Annotated in this window: 15 protein-coding genes and 1 tRNA gene; 13 read left to right on the plus strand and 3 right to left on the minus strand. The window is 40.2% G+C overall.

The window, feature by feature from the left end:
- Positions 1-240 precede the first annotated feature (240 nt).
- The gene (cudC, locus tag LC455_RS29560) at positions 241-831 is read right to left on the minus strand and encodes a choline uptake/conversion transcriptional regulator CudC (RefSeq protein ID WP_440446439.1); all 591 of its coding nucleotides are present in this window, start codon (positions 829-831) and stop codon (positions 241-243) included.
- 194 nt (positions 832-1,025) lie between these two features.
- Between cudC and betB the strand changes: the two genes are divergently transcribed.
- Together betB and betA are read left to right on the plus strand one after the other, a co-directional pair.
- Positions 1,026-2,528, plus strand: coding sequence for a betaine-aldehyde dehydrogenase (betB, locus tag LC455_RS29565; protein WP_223596432.1), 1,503 nt, complete (start codon positions 1,026-1,028; stop codon positions 2,526-2,528).
- Positions 2,529-2,639: 111 nt separating this feature from the next.
- On the plus strand, positions 2,640-4,337 hold the full coding sequence (gene betA / locus LC455_RS29570; protein ID WP_223596433.1) for a choline dehydrogenase: 1,698 nt from the start codon (positions 2,640-2,642) through the stop codon (positions 4,335-4,337).
- Between the two features lie 138 nt (positions 4,338-4,475).
- Here the strand turns inward: betA and LC455_RS29575 are convergent.
- A tRNA-Sec gene (locus LC455_RS29575) sits at positions 4,476-4,572 on the minus strand.
- A gap of 118 nt (positions 4,573-4,690) precedes the next feature.
- Between LC455_RS29575 and selB the strand changes: the two genes are divergently transcribed.
- The 9 genes from selB to LC455_RS29620 all read left to right on the plus strand — a co-directional run bounded on the left by selB (position 4,691) and on the right by LC455_RS29620 (position 14,349).
- Complete coding sequence (gene selB, locus LC455_RS29580) at positions 4,691-6,577, plus strand: selenocysteine-specific translation elongation factor (protein ID WP_223596434.1); 1,887 nt, start codon at positions 4,691-4,693, stop codon at positions 6,575-6,577.
- Between the two features lie 28 nt (positions 6,578-6,605).
- Entirely contained in the window at positions 6,606-7,148 is a 543-nt protein-coding gene (locus LC455_RS29585; RefSeq protein WP_223596435.1) for a DUF2179 domain-containing protein, read from the plus strand.
- Positions 7,149-7,300: 152 nt separating this feature from the next.
- Complete coding sequence (locus LC455_RS29590) at positions 7,301-8,608, plus strand: glycine/sarcosine/betaine reductase component B subunit (RefSeq protein WP_223596436.1); 1,308 nt, start codon at positions 7,301-7,303, stop codon at positions 8,606-8,608.
- Between the two features lie 11 nt (positions 8,609-8,619).
- Positions 8,620-9,936 (plus strand): glycine/betaine/sarcosine/D-proline family reductase selenoprotein B, encoded by a 1,317-nt coding sequence (locus tag LC455_RS29595; protein WP_223596437.1) that lies wholly within the window; start codon positions 8,620-8,622, stop codon positions 9,934-9,936.
- A gap of 18 nt (positions 9,937-9,954) precedes the next feature.
- A complete protein-coding gene (gene trxB / locus LC455_RS29600; protein ID WP_223596439.1) occupies positions 9,955-10,932 on the plus strand; it encodes a thioredoxin-disulfide reductase in 978 nt (325 codons plus the stop codon).
- Positions 10,913-12,361, plus strand: coding sequence for a glycine/sarcosine/betaine reductase complex component C subunit beta (gene grdC / locus LC455_RS29605; RefSeq protein ID WP_223596440.1), 1,449 nt, complete (start codon positions 10,913-10,915; stop codon positions 12,359-12,361). The genes trxB and grdC overlap by 20 nt, the downstream gene beginning before the upstream one ends.
- Position 12,362: 1 nt before the next feature.
- Positions 12,363-12,680 (plus strand): thioredoxin family protein, encoded by a 318-nt coding sequence (locus LC455_RS29610; RefSeq protein ID WP_223596442.1) that lies wholly within the window; start codon positions 12,363-12,365, stop codon positions 12,678-12,680.
- Between the two features lie 44 nt (positions 12,681-12,724).
- Entirely contained in the window at positions 12,725-13,192 is a 468-nt protein-coding gene (gene grdA, locus LC455_RS29615) for a glycine/sarcosine/betaine reductase complex selenoprotein A (RefSeq protein ID WP_223596444.1), read from the plus strand.
- A gap of 80 nt (positions 13,193-13,272) precedes the next feature.
- A complete protein-coding gene (locus LC455_RS29620; RefSeq protein WP_223596446.1) occupies positions 13,273-14,349 on the plus strand; it encodes a permease in 1,077 nt (358 codons plus the stop codon).
- Between the two features lie 11 nt (positions 14,350-14,360).
- On the opposite strand, the gene LC455_RS29625 is transcribed toward LC455_RS29620, so the two are convergent.
- Positions 14,361-15,323: a helix-turn-helix transcriptional regulator gene (locus LC455_RS29625; protein WP_223596447.1), complete on the minus strand. Its 963-nt coding sequence runs from the start codon at positions 15,321-15,323 to the stop codon at positions 14,361-14,363.
- A 108-nt stretch (positions 15,324-15,431) separates the two neighbouring features.
- Here LC455_RS29625 and LC455_RS29630 point away from each other — a divergent pair, with 108 nt between their 5' ends.
- Together LC455_RS29630 and LC455_RS29635 are read left to right on the plus strand one after the other, a co-directional pair.
- Positions 15,432-15,911, plus strand: coding sequence for a GyrI-like domain-containing protein (locus tag LC455_RS29630; protein WP_223596449.1), 480 nt, complete (start codon positions 15,432-15,434; stop codon positions 15,909-15,911).
- Positions 15,898-16,395, plus strand: coding sequence for a phage tail protein (locus tag LC455_RS29635; RefSeq protein WP_223596451.1), 498 nt, complete (start codon positions 15,898-15,900; stop codon positions 16,393-16,395). Before LC455_RS29630 ends, LC455_RS29635 begins: the two co-directional genes overlap by 14 nt.

The raw sequence follows: 16,395 nt of genomic DNA on the forward strand, positions 1-16,395 counted from the left end.
GAAGAATTAATGGTATAATATATTAGATGTGTCGTGTTATTTGACCATCACATATTAGGGGTGAACGTGTACAGCGCCAACTTTACTCGGTTCACCCTTTTCTCTTGAAGAAATGGTTCCTAAACTTTTGACGGCATTTTTCGGAATCGCTTACATTTTTTTGGAAGGAAAATCTAACTGGATATTTCCATTTAGAGAATCATAGAAGAAGGATTAGATTTGTTCATTTTCCCAATCGTACTAATTACCATCAAACTCTTCAATTAGTTTAATCAATTCTTTTGAACGCAATCCTAGCACCACTTTTTTTAACCAAATATAATATTTAGTTGCTTCTTCTAGTAATTGAAGATCTTTTCGAGCTTTTGTTTGTATAGCATCTGGCACATCAGGATTTTCTAAAAGAGAATTTAATTGTTCAGTTGATTTTTCAATCGCTTGTAAGTTTATTGAGAGTTCACGATTCCACTTTTTGCAGAAAAAGGAAACAAAAGATACAAAAAAGTCTTTCTCTGCCGTATATAAATCTTTTCGTTCTCCTTTTCGCCAAACTTTTTGTACCATTTCGATATCCATTAGAGATTTGATACTGGTACTCATAGATGGTTTGCTCATTCCCAAACTATTGCCCATCTGGTCCAATGTCATTGGTTCATCGCTAAAATATAAAACTCCATAAAGTCTGCCGACTGATGGAGTTACTCCATATAAATCCATCGTTTCAGCTATAGCATCAATAACATTTGCCTCTGCTTCTTCTAGTACTTCTAAATAATCCTTATCATGGGGTTGAAGATCTCGTTCTACCACATTCACACACATCCTCTCCATAATATCACCCCCTTTTTTCGTAAAAAAATACATAAAATATAAATTTAATATAGCAGAGAGAAAATAAAAGTCAATATAAAATATTTAGAAAATTTAGTATTGACGGAATAAAAAGAAAGTTTTATACTTTCGGTAGATTCAAAACGTTAAATTTTTTCTTAATGAATTCCAATTTCTGGAGGTGTTTATTTCTAATGAAACGAATGTACATCAATGGTCAATGGGTTAAGGCAAAAAGTAATGAAACCAAAGAGATTATCAATCCTTTTAATCAAGAAGTGATAGAAACGGTTCCTCGAGGAAGCAGGGAAGATGCAAAGGAAGCCATTGTAGCAGCAAGAAGAGCTTTTGATGAAGGGGAGTGGAGTACCCTTCCAGCAATGGAAAGAGGGGATTTTCTTTTTCAAGTGGCTCAAAAAATAAAAGAGTATAAACAAGAACTAGCTGAGTTAGAGTCGCTGAATACAGGAAAAACGGTTACAGAAAGTCTCGATGATATGGATGGAATTGCTGGCGTGTTTCAATATTATGCTGGACTTGCTGATAAAGACGGGGGCTTGATGATTGAATCTCCCAACCAAAATTCGGTTAGTCGTGTAGTACGTGAACCTGTTGGCGTTTGTGGATTGATTGCTCCTTGGAACTATCCATTGCTTCAGGCATCATGGAAACTGGCTCCGGCATTAGCAGCAGGGAATACAGTAGTATTAAAACCAGCTGAAATCACGCCACTTACATCTATTAAAATGTGTGAGATTTTTGAAGAAGTTGGTTTTCCAAAAGGTGTTGTAAATCTTGTTTTAGGTCCAGGCTCGTCAGTCGGATCAGAATTGGCAGAAAACCCCTTGGTTGACCTTATATCATTTACAGGTGGAACAAATGTAGGCAGACATATAATGAAAGCAGCCAGTGGTAACTTTAAAAAGATTTCAATGGAACTTGGCGGAAAAAATCCAAACATTGTGTTTGCGGATGCCGATTTTGATACTGCGGTTGATTATGCGTTAAATGCCGTTTTCTTCCACGCCGGACAAGTTTGTTCTGCCGGGGCTCGTTTAATTCTTGAAAAATCCATTCACGATCGATTTGTAGAAGCAGTTGTAGAACGAGCAAAGCATATTAAAATTGGAAGCGGTTTCGAAGAGGATACTCAAATGGGGCCGGTTATCTCTGCTGAGCATTTGGCTAATATCGAGGATTATATTCAAGCTGGGCTGAAGGAAGGGGCAACGCTTGTTCTTGGAGGAAAAAGACCTAGTGCACCTGAGCTGCAAAAAGGCTTTTTCATCGAACCAACAATTTTTACAAATTGTCATACGGATATGCACATTGTACAAGAGGAATCCTTTGGTCCTGTACTAACAATAGAGAAATTTGAAACGGAGGAAGAAGCAGTCCGTCTTGCTAATGATAGTGTGTATGGACTTGCAGGAGCAGTCTGGACACGTGATATGAACCGTGCCGAGCGTGTTGTAAGGAAACTTCGTATGGGAACAACATGGATTAATGACTATCATCCGTACTTTCCACAAGCACCATGGGGTGGTTATAAACAATCCGGAATCGGTAGGGAGTTGGGTCATGTTGGGATTGAAGAATATACAGAAATCAAACATATTTACTTGAATACCAAGCCAGAACCTACGAATTGGTTTAAAGAAGTGAAGGGGAAAGCGAGTCAATTAGCAGAATATTAAAATAATTATGAAGCGTTTATGCTTCGCAATTCATTGGAAAACCTTGTGATTTAATGTAAATTAGTTTGTCACTGCATTCAAATTTTTTCAACGTCCAAGGGGGTTTGGAAGATGACAGAAACATATGACATCGTTATTATTGGCGGCGGTAGTGCGGGTTGTGTTCTCGGCAACCGTCTAAGTGAAGATGGAACACGCACTGTACTTGTTCTAGAGGCAGGACGCAGGGATTATGCATGGGATTTATTGATCCAAATGCCAGCAGCTTTGCCGTTCCCCGCAGGGAAGCCACTCTACGACTGGAGATACGTATCTGACCCTGAACCTTATATGAATGGTCGACGTGTCAAGCATGCCCGTGGCAAGGTGCTCGGAGGTTCGGGCTCCATTAATGGCATGATTTACCAACGCGGTAATCCATTGGACTATGAACGTTGGGGAGCAGATCCAGGTATGGAAACATGGGATTTTTCGCACTGTCTCCCGTATTTTAAACGGATGGAAAATGCTCTAGGTTCCGACCCAGAAGATGAACTGCGCGGCCACGATGGTCCTCTCAAACTGGAACGCGGTCCAGCTACTAATCCTCTATTCCAAGCCTTCTTTGATGCAGCTGTTGAGGCTGGCTACTCGCGTACCGACGATGTAAACGGTTATCGACAAGAGGGATTCGGTCCGTTTGATAAGCATGTGTATAAAGGCAGGCGGTTTTCACCTGCACGTGCATATCTGCATCCGGCTATGGTGCGTCAGAATCTCACTGTGAAAACGCGTGCTTTTGTTACTAGTATCGATATCGAAGGTAGACGAGCAAACGGTGTGACCTATCGACGAAATGGCAAGACTCATCATGTTACGGCAGGTGAAGTTATACTCGCTGGCGGTGCAATCAACACGCCGCAGCTACTTCAGCTGTCAGGTGTGGGCGATGCCGATTATCTGCGCTCAATTGGAATCAAACCGGTAGTTCACCTTCCTGGTGTTGGCGAAAACCTTCAGGATCATCTCGAAGTCTATATTCAACACGCTTGTCCGCTGCCGGTTTCCCAACAGCCCAACTTAAAGAAATCGCGGATGCCTTGGATCGGTTTGCAGTGGATACTCGGGCGCACTGGTCCGGCAGCGACCAACCATTTCGAAGGCGGAGGTTTCGTCCGTTCGAACGAGGACGTTGCCTATCCAAATCTGATGTTCCATTTCCTGCCTTTAGCGGTTCGGTACGATGGACAGAAAGCGGAAACTGCTCACGGATTCCAGGTACATGTTGGACCAATGTACTCCGATGCCCGGGGGAAATTGAAGATCCGTTCGAGTGATCCTACACAGCACCCGAGCATGGTCTTTAACTATCTTTCTACAGAACAAGACCGACGTGAGTGGGTTGAAGCGATAAAAGTTTCACGTGATATCCTATCTCAGCAAGCTCTGAAACCTTATAATTCAGGAGAAATCTCACCCGGCCCTTCCGTCCGTACGGACAAGGAGATTTTGGATTGGGTGGCGAAAGATGCAGAGACTGCACTTCATCCAAGTTGTACGGCAAAGATGGGCCCCGATACAGATCCCATGGCTGTCGTAGATCCGCTAACCATGAAGGTCCATGGGCTCGACAATGTACGAGTGGTCGATGCGTCTGCTATGCCTTACGTCACTAACGGCAATATTCATGCACCAGTGTTGATGTTGGCGGAAAAGGCATCGGATCTAATCTTAGGTCGTAAACCGCTGGATCCTTTTAAAGCCGAATTCTACCGTCATGGAGTACATCCGGCCGATGCAGGTACACATAAACCCTTAGTATTGGTTTAAGTGAATCTTAAATAAAAAACTAGCAAACTCCGACATTAGAAAATCCCGTCAATTAACCAAATAAAAAAAGAGGAGTTCGGTACAGCGTGTTCCGTGCTCCTCTTTTTATGAAGGTAAATGTAAACATATATTTTAATTTGGCGGGAGAGAATGGGAATCGAACCCACCGAACGCCTCACGGACGTCCCACTCAGTTTTGAAGACTGGGAAGAGCACCAGCATCTCAGTCACTCCCATAAATAATTTTAATTAAAAATAGAGAAATTGACAAGCATTTTTATTATTAATCTATTAAGAAAGACTATAGAGCCTAATGATTACTTTCGAATAACAGATGAGGGGAATAAAAGAAGATGGCCTATTATACTATTGGGATTGCAGGACATATCGACCATGGGAAAACAACATTAACAAAAGCTTTAACGAATGTTGATACAGACCGGCTAAAAGAAGAGAAGGAACGAAATATCTCGATTGAGCTTGGGTATGCTCCGATACACCTTAAAGAGGGATATCATGTTTCGGTTATCGATGTACCCGGGCATGAAAAGTTTATAAAGCAAATGATTGCAGGTGTGACAGGTATTGATCTAGTTATCGCTGTTATTGCTGCAGATGAAGGCGTGATGCCGCAAACGAAAGAGCATTTCGAAATCTTATCTTTATTAGGTATTAAACAGGCGATTATTGCCGTAACAAAGTCGGATTTAGCCGATGAGGAACTGCTGGAACTTGTCGAAGAGAATATACGTGATTACATCAAGGGTACAGTCTTTGAAACGGCCGATATCGTTTACGTAGATGGGATTTCTAAGCGTGGTATCCCTGAATTAAAAAGAAAAATAATCGAAAGTCTAGACCGATGCAACAAACGAGACGACAATGGAGCTCTGCGTTTGCCGGTTGATCAAGTGTTTACTCTTCAAGGCCATGGCACGATTTTGCGTGGAACAGTGTACGACGGTACGATAACTGTCGGTCAGTCGATAACGGTACTGCCTGATGGTTACAAAGCAAAAATCCGTCAGTTACAATCACAAAATCAAACCGTTCTCCAAGCTTTTGCCGGGCAGCGAGTTGCCATCAATATTTCCGGCCTCAATCGAGATAAAGTACACCGCGGACATGTAATAGTGAACACTGACCATTATGTCGTAACAGATTGTATTGATGTTACTATTCGTACGACAAGATTAATGGAATTTCCTTTGAAACAGCGGGCACCGGTAAAGCTGTATATCGGAACTTCAGAGGTAATGGGAAAAATTGTTTTCTTTGACCGTAATATACTGGAAGTATCTGCAGGGGAGGAAGTGTATTGTCAGATCAGGCTTGAAGAACCTATTGTTGGAAAAAAAGGAGACCCTTTTATTTTAAGGCGCCCTTCCCCAATGGAAACGTTTGCCGGAGGAACAATCATTAATGTAACTGGGAAAAAATATCGCTTTGGAATAAAAACAATTGAAAAATTGAAGCAAATGGAGAAAGGTACGATAATTGAACGGTTAATTTTACTTCTTGAGGAACATAAGTTTTTATCAGGAGAAAGCATAATTAAGCAACTTGGTTTAACGAGCCAAGAATTAAAAGTATTGATAAAGGAAGGAGAAGCAACCGGGCAAATCACGCAGATTTCCGGGCAGTTTGTTGCCCAAACGATCATAACAAGAATAAAGAATGATATTTTGCTTGAATTAGAGAGTTATCACCATCTATATCCGTTACGGCAGGGAATTTCTAAAGCAGAGATGATACAGATTTATAAGAAGTCTTATTCTGAAAAATTGCTGAACGCTGTTTTTGAACAACTAAAAGCCAATAATGATATTTCTTTGAACGGTTCACATGTCTGCCTATGTAGTTTCAAACCAACAATACCGAAACAATGGGAAAGACAAATGAATGAAGTGATTTCCCGGCTTGAACGACAAGGGCTAGAGCCGCAGCCTATTGGGGAATTGATTGCTCAAGCAGGCATTCCTGTTAAGCTCACGGCAGAATTCATTAATTACTTAAAAAATGAAACGATTGCCGATACCCTGGATGAGAAACACTTGGTTCATCGGAAAGCTGTAAATAATGCAATCACCCAGTTAAAAAAAGCATATCCAATCACTTTTTCGTTGCAGGAAGCAAAAAGCATTGTGGAGGTTAGCCGTAAATATCTCGTATCAATATTAGAGCTGCTTGATCGAAAAAGGCTGACAGCTCGTCACGAACAAATAAGAAAATGGGTATAAGAAGAAAAAACGAATACGAGGTGCCATAATGAAAGAAATTTTACTGATTTTATTATTACAATTAATTTATGTCCCCGTTTTAACATTGCGAACCATTTTCCTTGTCAAAGGGATGAGTATGTATGCCTCGTTTTTTGGTTTTTTGGAAGCTCTTGTATATGTATTTGGATTGTCCCTAGTTTTTTCCGGGGAGCAAAGTACGGTAGCGATGGTCGTATATGCGGTGGGATTTGGGATAGGCATTATCATTGGCAGCTACGTAGAAAATTTTTTAGCCCTTGGCTATACGACATTAGTAGTGAACTTGACGAACAAAAATGAACAATTAATAAACCGGCTTCGCGAGGAAGGATTTGGTGTAACGGTATTCCATGGGGAAGGAAGGGATAGCAAACGTTATCAATTGGATATTTTGACAAAGCGCAATCGGGAGCCGGAACTCATGGAACTAATTGAACGATATGAACCGAATGCCTTTATCATTTCTTATGAAGCGAGAAAGTTTAAGGGAGGGTATTTACTTCACTCGATAAAGAAAGTAAAAATGAAACGAAGAACGAATATGCTATAAATGGTAAAAAAATATGAGATTGGGGACAGTTTTTTGTCCCTTTTTTCTTTCAATTCAATTTGTTAAAAATATTCTAAACATTATTTACATTTCGAATTTACCGAATTATAATAAGCTTAGTTACAAAATAACATGATTAGAGGAGGGGTTAGATGAAATTGGAAATGGGGTACTTCCATGTAGAAGACATTGTTTTTGGAGAAAAGACCTTTTTTGAAAATGGTCTATTAACCATTAACAAAAAAGAGGCTTTAGACATTGTTTTTGAAGACGATAACATAACAACGGCAGATCTGATTATCGCTAAAAAAGGAGATCCGATTCGTATTACTCCAGTGAAAGAAGCCGTAGAGCCTCGTTGTAAAGTTTCTGGAGGAGTAATGTTTCCTGGAGTTATTAACAAATTAACCCCTGCCGGTCAAGGCCGCACGCATGTCCTGAAAGGAAGTTGTGTGTTGGCTGTTGGTAAACATTGGGGCGGGTTTCAGGATGGTTTGATAGACATGAGCGGTCCCGGAGCTAAACAAACCATATTCTCACAACTTCTTAATATTTGTTTAGTAGCTGATACAAATGAAGAAAGTGAGAGGCATGAACAACAGAAAAAAAATAAAGCATTACGGTGGGCAGCGATGCGGTTAGCTGAGTATTTAGGGAACTGTGTCAAAGATTTAGAACCGGAAGAACTAGAGGTGTTTGAACATCTTCCTTTAGATCAGCGGAGTGAGGAAATCAACAATCTTCCTAGGGTAATGTATATCTTGCAACTTCAATCACAAATGCTTGAAACCGGTTACAATGCACTTGTATATGGGTGGGATGCTAATCGTATGCTGCCAACTTTAATGAATCCAAATGAATTACTGGATGGAGCGATTATCTCAGGAAGTTTTATGCCGTCATCATCTAAAATTTCAACCTATCAGCATGTAAATAATGCGACGATTAAGCGATTAATGAAAGAACATGGTAAAACAATTAATTTCCTTGGTGTAATTGTGTCGAACCTAAATGTTCAGTTAGAAGAAAAACAGCGTTCCGCGTTTTTTGTTCGTCAGCTGGCTGTGTCTTTAGGTACTCAAGGAGCAATTGTAGCGGAGGAAGGATACGGCAATCCAGATTCCGACTTTATTCTTGTGATTAATGAATTAGAAGATGCAGGTATTAAAGTTGTAGGAATTACAAATGAATGTACCGGTCGTGATGGGAAATCACAACCACTTGTTGATTTGTCAGATAAAGCTGATGCCATCGTATCTACAGGGAATGTATCACAATTTATTCAGCTTGGACCGATGGATATTGTAATTGGAGAACTCGAATCATTAGCAAGAGATGGAAATTCAGGCGGATGGGAAGAATCTGTTTGGAAGGATGGTTCTGTTCAAATGGAAAATAACGGAATGTTTTGCGCAGATTCAAGTACAGGAGATCATTATAAAACAGTAGTTGAGTATTAAGGGGGGAAATCATGAAAAAAGCGATCCATTATATTAACCAATTTTTCGGACAAATTGGCGGGGAAGATAAAGCTGACTTTGCACCGGAAATACGTGAGGGTTTCGTTGGACCGGGATTATTATTAAACAATTTATTATCTCCTGAAATAGAAGTATCTCACACTATTATTTGCGGTGATAACTTCTTTGGTTCGAGGAAGCAGGAAGCAATTGATAGAATTCTAGAATTTTTAGAAGATAAAGAGTTTGACATTTTTATTGCCGGTCCGGCTTTCATGGCAGGGCGTTACGGAGTAGCCTGCGGTGGGATTTGCAAGGCAGTTAAAGAGAAGTTTAATGTCCCAGTAATCACAAGCATGTTTGTAGAAAACCCTGGAGTTGAAATGTACAGGAAGGATATTTATATCTTTCCAGGTGGAAATGGTGCAGTGGCAATGCGAAAAGATATGCCAAAGATGGCGAACTTTGCAAAAAAGATCCTTGCAGAGGAAACCATTTTGCCAGCCGAAAAAGAAGGCTATTTACCACGCGGGATTCGTTTGGAAGCGTTTAAAGAATCAACTGTCAGCGGTGCAGATCGTGTCGTGGATATGTTACTAATGAAATTAAAAGGTAAAGAATTTAAAACGGAAATGCCATTGCCTGTTATAGACCGAGTACCTATCGCCAATCAAGTTAGAGATCTTAGTCAGGCTTCAATTGCCCTTGTCACCTCAGGGGGAATTGTTCCTAAAGGGAATCCAGACCGTATTCAGTCTGCTTCAGCGACAAAGTGGGGAAGATACAATATCTCAGAACTCGATGAGTTAGAGGCAGGGCAATGGGAGACCATTCATGCGGGATTTGACCCTTCTGCAGCGAATGCTAATCCGAACCGTATAGTCCCATTAGATGCTCTGAGATATTTTGAAAAGGAAGGGAAAATTGGAAGAGTCCATGAGTATATGTATTCCACAGTCGGAACAGGAACGACTCAAGCGGAAGCAAGCCGCATGGGAACGGAAATTGCCCAGCTGTTAAAGGATGCAAATGTTTCTGCCGTTATCTTCACCTCCACCTGAGGGACTTGTACTCGTTGCGGGGCAACGATGACCAAAGAAATTGAACGTGCTGGGATTCCAATTGTACAAATGGCTAACCTTGTATCTATCGCGAAAACCGTTGGTGCAAATCGGATTGTACCTACCGTTTCCATTCCATATCCTTTAGGAGATCCGAACACGCCTCTGGAAGAACAATGGAAATTACGCAGACACCGTGTTGAGATAGCCTTGGATGCATTGGCCCGTCAAGTTGAGGAAGCAACTATTTTTGAGGTGAAAATCTAATATACGGGAGGGAAAAACGTGAGTGACAATAAAATATACGATTGTATAATTGCAGGGGCCGGTCCAGCGGGAATGACGGCAGCCGTTTATACTTCCCGGGCAAAAATGGATACCTTAATGATTGAAAAGGGTCTTCCTGGCGGGCAAATGACAAAGACGGAAGATATTGAAAACTATCCTGGCTTTGAATCCATTTTAGGTCCAGATTTATCAAAAATGATGTTTGAGCATTCTAAAAAATTTGGCGCCGATTTTGCACGTGGTGAAATTAAGGAAATTAAAGATGGGTATCCACTGAAAACAGTCATTATGGATGATAGAGAATATAAAGCAAAATCGATTATTATTGCAACTGGAGCAGAGCATCGCTGCCTTGGCATTCCAGGGGAAAAAGAGTTATCAGGTTTTGGTGTATCATACTGTGCCGTTTGTGATGGGGCTTTTTTCGAAGACCAAGAGCTGGTTGTAGTTGGTGGAGGCGACTCGGCAGTTGAAGAAGCCATTTTTTTAACCCGGTTTGCCACAAAAGTAACTATTATTCACCGGCGTGATCAATTGCGAGCCCAAAAGATTATTCAAAAACGGGCATTTGATAATGAAAAAATCGATTTTATTTGGAATCATACGGTGGAAGAAATTCTTGGCGACGGTTTGGTTACCGGTGTCATAATCAAGGATAAAAATACTGGAGAAACTAGGGAATTTCCATGCAATGGTGTTTTCATTTATGTAGGAATGGATCCTATCACCAATTGTGTTAATGGGTTGGGTATTACAAATGAAGATGGATATATAGTGGTGGATGGAGATATGAAAACAAGGATAAAAGGCATTTTCTCAGCCGGTGATGTCAATGAAAAAAAATTGCGTCAAGTCATTACGGCAACAGGGGATGGCAGTATTGCAGCCCTATCTGCTCAACACTATGTAGAAAATTTAGATGAAGAACGAAAAGAAATGGAGATGGAGGTGCAATATGGCAACGCCGGTTATTAAAGGAGCTTCATTTGTCATTACCCATACCCCAAGCTTAGTCAGATATGGTTCTAAACCAGATAGAGAAATTGAGAAGAATCAATATGTACTTGAAGATATTTTAGCGAATTTAAGAAGTTTTGAAGAGGCAGTGGCTTATCCTCCAAACCAAGTTTTCATCGGGAATATGAGACCTGAATTATTAAAAGATTATGAAAGACCCTGGACAAATGCGAAGTTGGAAAACGCAAATAGATTCAGCCCTTGGGGTGAGATTCTTCCTGAAGAAGAGTTTTATGGATGGTTAAAAATTGCCGACAAGTATAACCTGGTATTTTTAGAAGAAAACTTCGTTAATGATCAAGTAAAAGCTAGATTAGAAAAGCACCCCCTTATTACAGCAGAAGATCTTAATGCTTTAGGTAAAGGTGTTCATATTGATGAAATTCAAGAAAAACTAGCAGAAGGAGATGCCCTTCCCCTTTATGTTAATAAGAATCAATTAATTGGAGTTTTTCTGGCAGGGCATGATGAGGACAAATTTCTGTCCGCACATATTTTGCTAGAGAACTTATGCAATAAAGCATCAGGTGTAATTGCTATGCGTCAAGCTCTCCATTCTTTTGATGTCACTCCTGAGCAAATTGATTATGTGATCGGTTGTGATGAAGAAGCTGTTGGTGATCGCTACCAGCGTGGCGGCGGAAATATGGCAAAATCCATTGCAGAACATGCTGGCTGCATTCATGCATCTGGCTCTGATGTTAAAGCATTCTGTTGTGCACCAGCTCATGCTGTCAGCGTTGCAGCTGCTTTTGTTCAAGCTGATATATACAACGAAGTACTCGTAATTGGGGGAGGGTGCTTAGCCAAATTAGGGATGAAATTTGCAGGTAATCTTTCAAAGGGAATGCCGATTACAGAGGATCAAATGGGAGCAATTGCAATCCTGATTGGAAAAGATGATGGGAAAAGTCCTAAAATCCGGACCGATTCGTTTGGGAAGCATGAAATTTCCGCTGGTTCTTCTGCTCAAGCAATCTACCAATCTCTTGTGGTGAAGCCACTTGAGAGAATGGGAAAGAAGATTACAGATATTGGGAAATTTGCAGTAGAACTTCACAATCCCGATGTTACAGAACCAAATGGAAATGGAAATGTACCAAGAGGAAATTACCGTACCATTGGTGCTATGGCTGTAATGAGAAAGGAGATAGAACGCTCTGAATTGGACTCCTTTGAAGATAAATACGGAATGTTAGGATTTTCTCCAACACAAGGTCATATCGCATCGGCCATCCCATTTTTAGGCCATGCGAGGGACATGATTATGAGTGGCGAAATTGAAAACGCAATGTTTGTAGGAAAAGGAAGTCTGTTTTTAGGGAAAATGACAGCGCTATCAGATGGGATGTCATTTGTTATCGAAAAAAACGATGGGGGGAAATAGAATGATTGAGGTAAATAAAAATAACTTTGAGACTGAGGTACTTGAAGCAGACCGGCCTGTGATCGTGGATTTTTGGGGTCCAAGTTGTCAACCTTGCCTTAATTTAATGCCAGATGTTGAGGTGTTAGCAGAAACATATAGTGAAAAGGTCAAAGTGGTGAAACTTAATAGCGTTGAAAATCGAAGAGTTTGTATTAACCATCGAGTTATGGGATTACCATCCTTTTTAATGTTCAAAGAAGGGAAAGAAATTAAAAGAATTTCAGGCGGAGAAATTACAAAAGAAGATATTGAAAATCTTATTAAAGAAAATATTTAAAGAAAATACGAATCTATTTAAATTAAGAGAAAGGATGATTAAAGATGATTTTAACGAATAAAAAAGTGTTTGTTTTAGGGGAAAGAGATGGTGTTCCGGCGCCATCTATTGAGGAGTGCATGAATGCAATTGGGGCAGAAGTTATTTATAAAGATACCCAGTGCTTTGTTTGAACGGCTGCAGGTGCGATGGACCAGTTGGTCCAAGAAGAATTAAAGAAAGCAGCTGAGAAATATGGAAATGAAAATATCGTTGTCATTCTCGGTTCGCCGGATGAAGATAGTGCCGACATTTTTGCGGAAACGGTAACCGTCGGTGACCCGACTTATGCAGGCCCGTTAGCTGGCGTGGCATTAGGTCTTTCTGTTTATCACATTCTTGAGGATGAAATTAAAGCTGAAATTCCTGAAGATGTATATCAAGATCAAATTGGTTTAATGGAATTGTCTCTTGATAAAGAAAGCATTTGTAATGCAATCAAACAAGCAAGAGGTAAATTTTTAAACATATAATTTTAGGAACGCCGATTTTCTTTCTTGAAGGAAATCGGTGTTTCTATATTATTTCTATCATTTTTGGGAGGTTATACAAATTGTCTCAACTAAATAATTCACTGTCTATACCAGCAAATCAGTCTAATCCCAAAAAAACTGTTTCATTTGCTGTTCTATTTATAATCATTGCAGCAGCCGGGTTATGGTATGTAAAATGGTTTCCTTATTATAATAAGGCCATTCTAGCTGCTACCACCCATTCTATTGGGAGCTCGATACTCGGAGACAAAGCAAATTTGCAGGGTGTATCTTGGTCCGGTGCCTGGGCTTACGCTGTCATTTATTTTACTGCTGTTTGGAAAGCAGCGATATTAGGAATTTTACTTGGATCGTTACTGCAGGTGCTGCTGCCAGCTAACTGGCTTTTAAAGGTGCTTGGAAAAACGTCCTTTGGCAGCACTGCGATTGCCGGCCTTGCAGCGATTCCTGGTATGATGTGCACTTGCTGTGCAGCTCCAATGGCAGTAGGTTTACGAAAAAAAAATGTCTCTGTTGGCGCCAGCCTTGCATTTTGGTTAGGCAATCCGACCATTAATCCTGCGACCTTAATTTTTATGACGTTTGTTTTATCGTGGAAGTTTACCCTGCTCCGTCTAATCTTTGGCATTATTTTGACTTTTGGTGTAAGTTTTTTAGCCAATCGTTTTGCCCCGAATGTGAAGTCCGCTGATATTGATAAAATGATTGAAAAAGTAGAGATTGAAGTTTCTGGTTCCTTTATTACCAGATGGATAAAATCGATAGGAAGTATGATTTTGTACATCGTCCCAGCTTATGTTCTTTCTATTTTATTAATGGGTGCCATTAAAGTATGGCTGTTTCCTCATATTGGTGAAGATGCTGCTAACAGTTTAATCACTGTAATTGGTTTTGCCATCACTGGCATGCTTTTCGTAATCCCAACAGCTGCTGAGATTCCTATTATCCAGACTTTTATGTCTTTCGGACTTGGCGGAGGACCAGCAGCAGCACTCTTGATTACCTTGCCGTCTATCAGCCTTCCATCACTTATCATTGTTGCACGCTCGTTTCCGAAACGAGTTCTATTCTTTACAGCTGGATCTGTAGTAGTTTTAGGAATATTAAGCGGTATTGTTGGTATGTTCATTTTATAATTATTATTAGCTTATGGGCAGTATAAGCCTAATCTTTCTTGTAAACCTTCTAAGACTTCTTTTGGCATTTCCCTGACCTTAATATCCCCACCTAGAAAAAGAAGCCAATTTGTTATTTCTGTCAATTCTTCGGGCTTATTAACATTGATAAAAGTCTTTAGAATGGCTGTGGCTTGGTATGGATTCGTATAGGAAATGGAAACTTTTAAAGGATGGTATTTTCTGAACTGGGCAATCGCTTTTGGACCAAGTTCAAGGATAAGGTTGATTATTTCTTCCTGCTTACTTAGTTTTTCTAAAATTCTTTTCTTACTTAATCTTTTTTTTGTCGGGTAGGGTTTGACATTAGTGAGATCGTCCACAGAAAAAATCTGCTTCTTTTCTTCCTTTAAGTCAAACCCTTCAATCATCCAAAGGCTTTTCTCGCGATAAAGGTGCAAGAGATAAATAGGATAAGACTTTATTACATTCTCTTCGTTGATGGTAATCAATAAATAGCTATCCAAAAGGAGGATTTGGATTAATTTTTCTAACATGGGATGGGGGAGGTCTGACAGATCAAGCAGGTCGGGATTATGGGGATTGGTACCTTCAAATAGCAAGATTTGATTTAAAAGAACAAGGTCATCTTGCTGGTTTTTTGAGATAAGTCCTAGTAATTTTTCAGCTAAAGACTGACGACTCTTTAGATAGGGGAGTTGTTGATTTCTTGTGGCCATAAAGGCAATAAAAAGAGCTTTGACCTCATTATCGGTAAAGCGGACATCGGGCAGGACAGAGTTGTGCATGACAAAGTAGCCCCCATCCCTCCCAACTTCAGCGACAAGCGGCATCCCCATGGCTTCAATTTCTCTAATATCTCTAATTGCTGTTGAACGAGAAATGTTAAATTCTTGCATGATTTCAGAAATGGTAAAGTGAGCGCGGTTGTTGATATACCGCATAATGATATTAATCCGTTCAACTTTTTTCATCGGGACTCCTAAACAGTATCATTTTTTGACATGATTTAAGGCTATGATAAAGCTATCAAGTGAAGAACGCAAGTCATTTGATAAATTTAAAAAAGGAAGGTTTTGAATATGACAGATTATACATTAGAGGAAAAAGATAGCTTTACCGTTTTAGGTTTTGGAACGGAGCTTAAGAGCAATTACACAGACTTTGCTGGTTTAAATAAGGAAAAGTCAGACTTTTGGCAGGCCGTCAGCCAAGATGGAAGGCTTGATGCTTTAAAAGCCATAGCTTCAAATGACTACATTTTTGCCGTGAACGAAGCGGTGAATAACAAGATGATGCATTATGCTGGCGTCATGTCAGAGGCATCGGTACCAGAAGTAGACAGAGTTATCCAATTTCCTAAGGGGGAATACCTGGTTGTTAAAGGGGAAGGGAAGACGGCTGATGAATTGAATAATAAGCTTGCTGGCATTGCCTTTGGTCAAGTCTTGCCAGAAGCAAAGAATTTTGCCTATGTTGGTGCGCCAAATGCAACGGTTGAGATGGGGCAGCGAAACGGCTTAGTTTTTGGTGAAATGTGGATTCCTGTTGTTAGGAAATAAAGATATAAAAGGAGGGATGGAAATGTCCAATAGCGTTGATTTTAAAAATGTGTCTCCGGTTGGTTTAGAGTCTTCACCTGTAGTAGAAGCGCTTGCTGGTTTACGTGCTCATGAAGCCCGTTACTTTATGAACAAATACAAGCATGAATTTACAGTTGTACCAGCAAGCGAGTCCTGCGAGACCCTTGATTATGTGAACCGAATCCTGAAAGAACGTGATATTGAGTTTGCGGCCAGACCTTTAGAAACGTCTCGTTTTCAAGTGGAAAATATCAAAATGGCCTACGTCTTTTATGAGGATGGTCTTTCAGTTAACGTTATGTATACGGTTGATGACCCTAAGAAGCGGGCCGTAGGTTTTAAGCTTTCTGAGGGGATGGAGGTACCAAAGGAGTTAGAAGAGAAGTTTAAGTTTGCCAGGCAAAAGTCTAAACTGGCTGGAACAATTCGGGGCTCGTTTTTTGTCATTAAAGGAGAATATTAA

This window comes from Neobacillus bataviensis, assembly GCF_019969725.1.

Bases quoted from the DNA above. Each gene is read 5' to 3' on its own strand.
- cudC (WP_440446439.1), bottom strand. From the start codon at position 831: ATGGAGAGGATGTGTGTGAATGTGGTAGAACGAGATCTTCAACCCCAT.
- betB (WP_223596432.1), top strand. From the start codon at position 1,026: ATGAAACGAATGTACATCAATGGTCAATGGGTTAAGGCAAAAAGTAAT.
- betA (WP_223596433.1), top strand. From the start codon at position 2,640: ATGACAGAAACATATGACATCGTTATTATTGGCGGCGGTAGTGCGGGT.
- selB (WP_223596434.1), top strand. From the start codon at position 4,691: ATGGCCTATTATACTATTGGGATTGCAGGACATATCGACCATGGGAAA.
- LC455_RS29585 (WP_223596435.1), top strand. From the start codon at position 6,606: ATGAAAGAAATTTTACTGATTTTATTATTACAATTAATTTATGTCCCC.
- LC455_RS29590 (WP_223596436.1), top strand. From the start codon at position 7,301: ATGAAATTGGAAATGGGGTACTTCCATGTAGAAGACATTGTTTTTGGA.
- grdC (WP_223596440.1), top strand. From the start codon at position 10,913: ATGGCAACGCCGGTTATTAAAGGAGCTTCATTTGTCATTACCCATACC.
- LC455_RS29610 (WP_223596442.1), top strand. From the start codon at position 12,363: ATGATTGAGGTAAATAAAAATAACTTTGAGACTGAGGTACTTGAAGCA.
- LC455_RS29625 (WP_223596447.1), bottom strand. From the start codon at position 15,323: ATGAAAAAAGTTGAACGGATTAATATCATTATGCGGTATATCAACAAC.
- LC455_RS29630 (WP_223596449.1), top strand. From the start codon at position 15,432: ATGACAGATTATACATTAGAGGAAAAAGATAGCTTTACCGTTTTAGGT.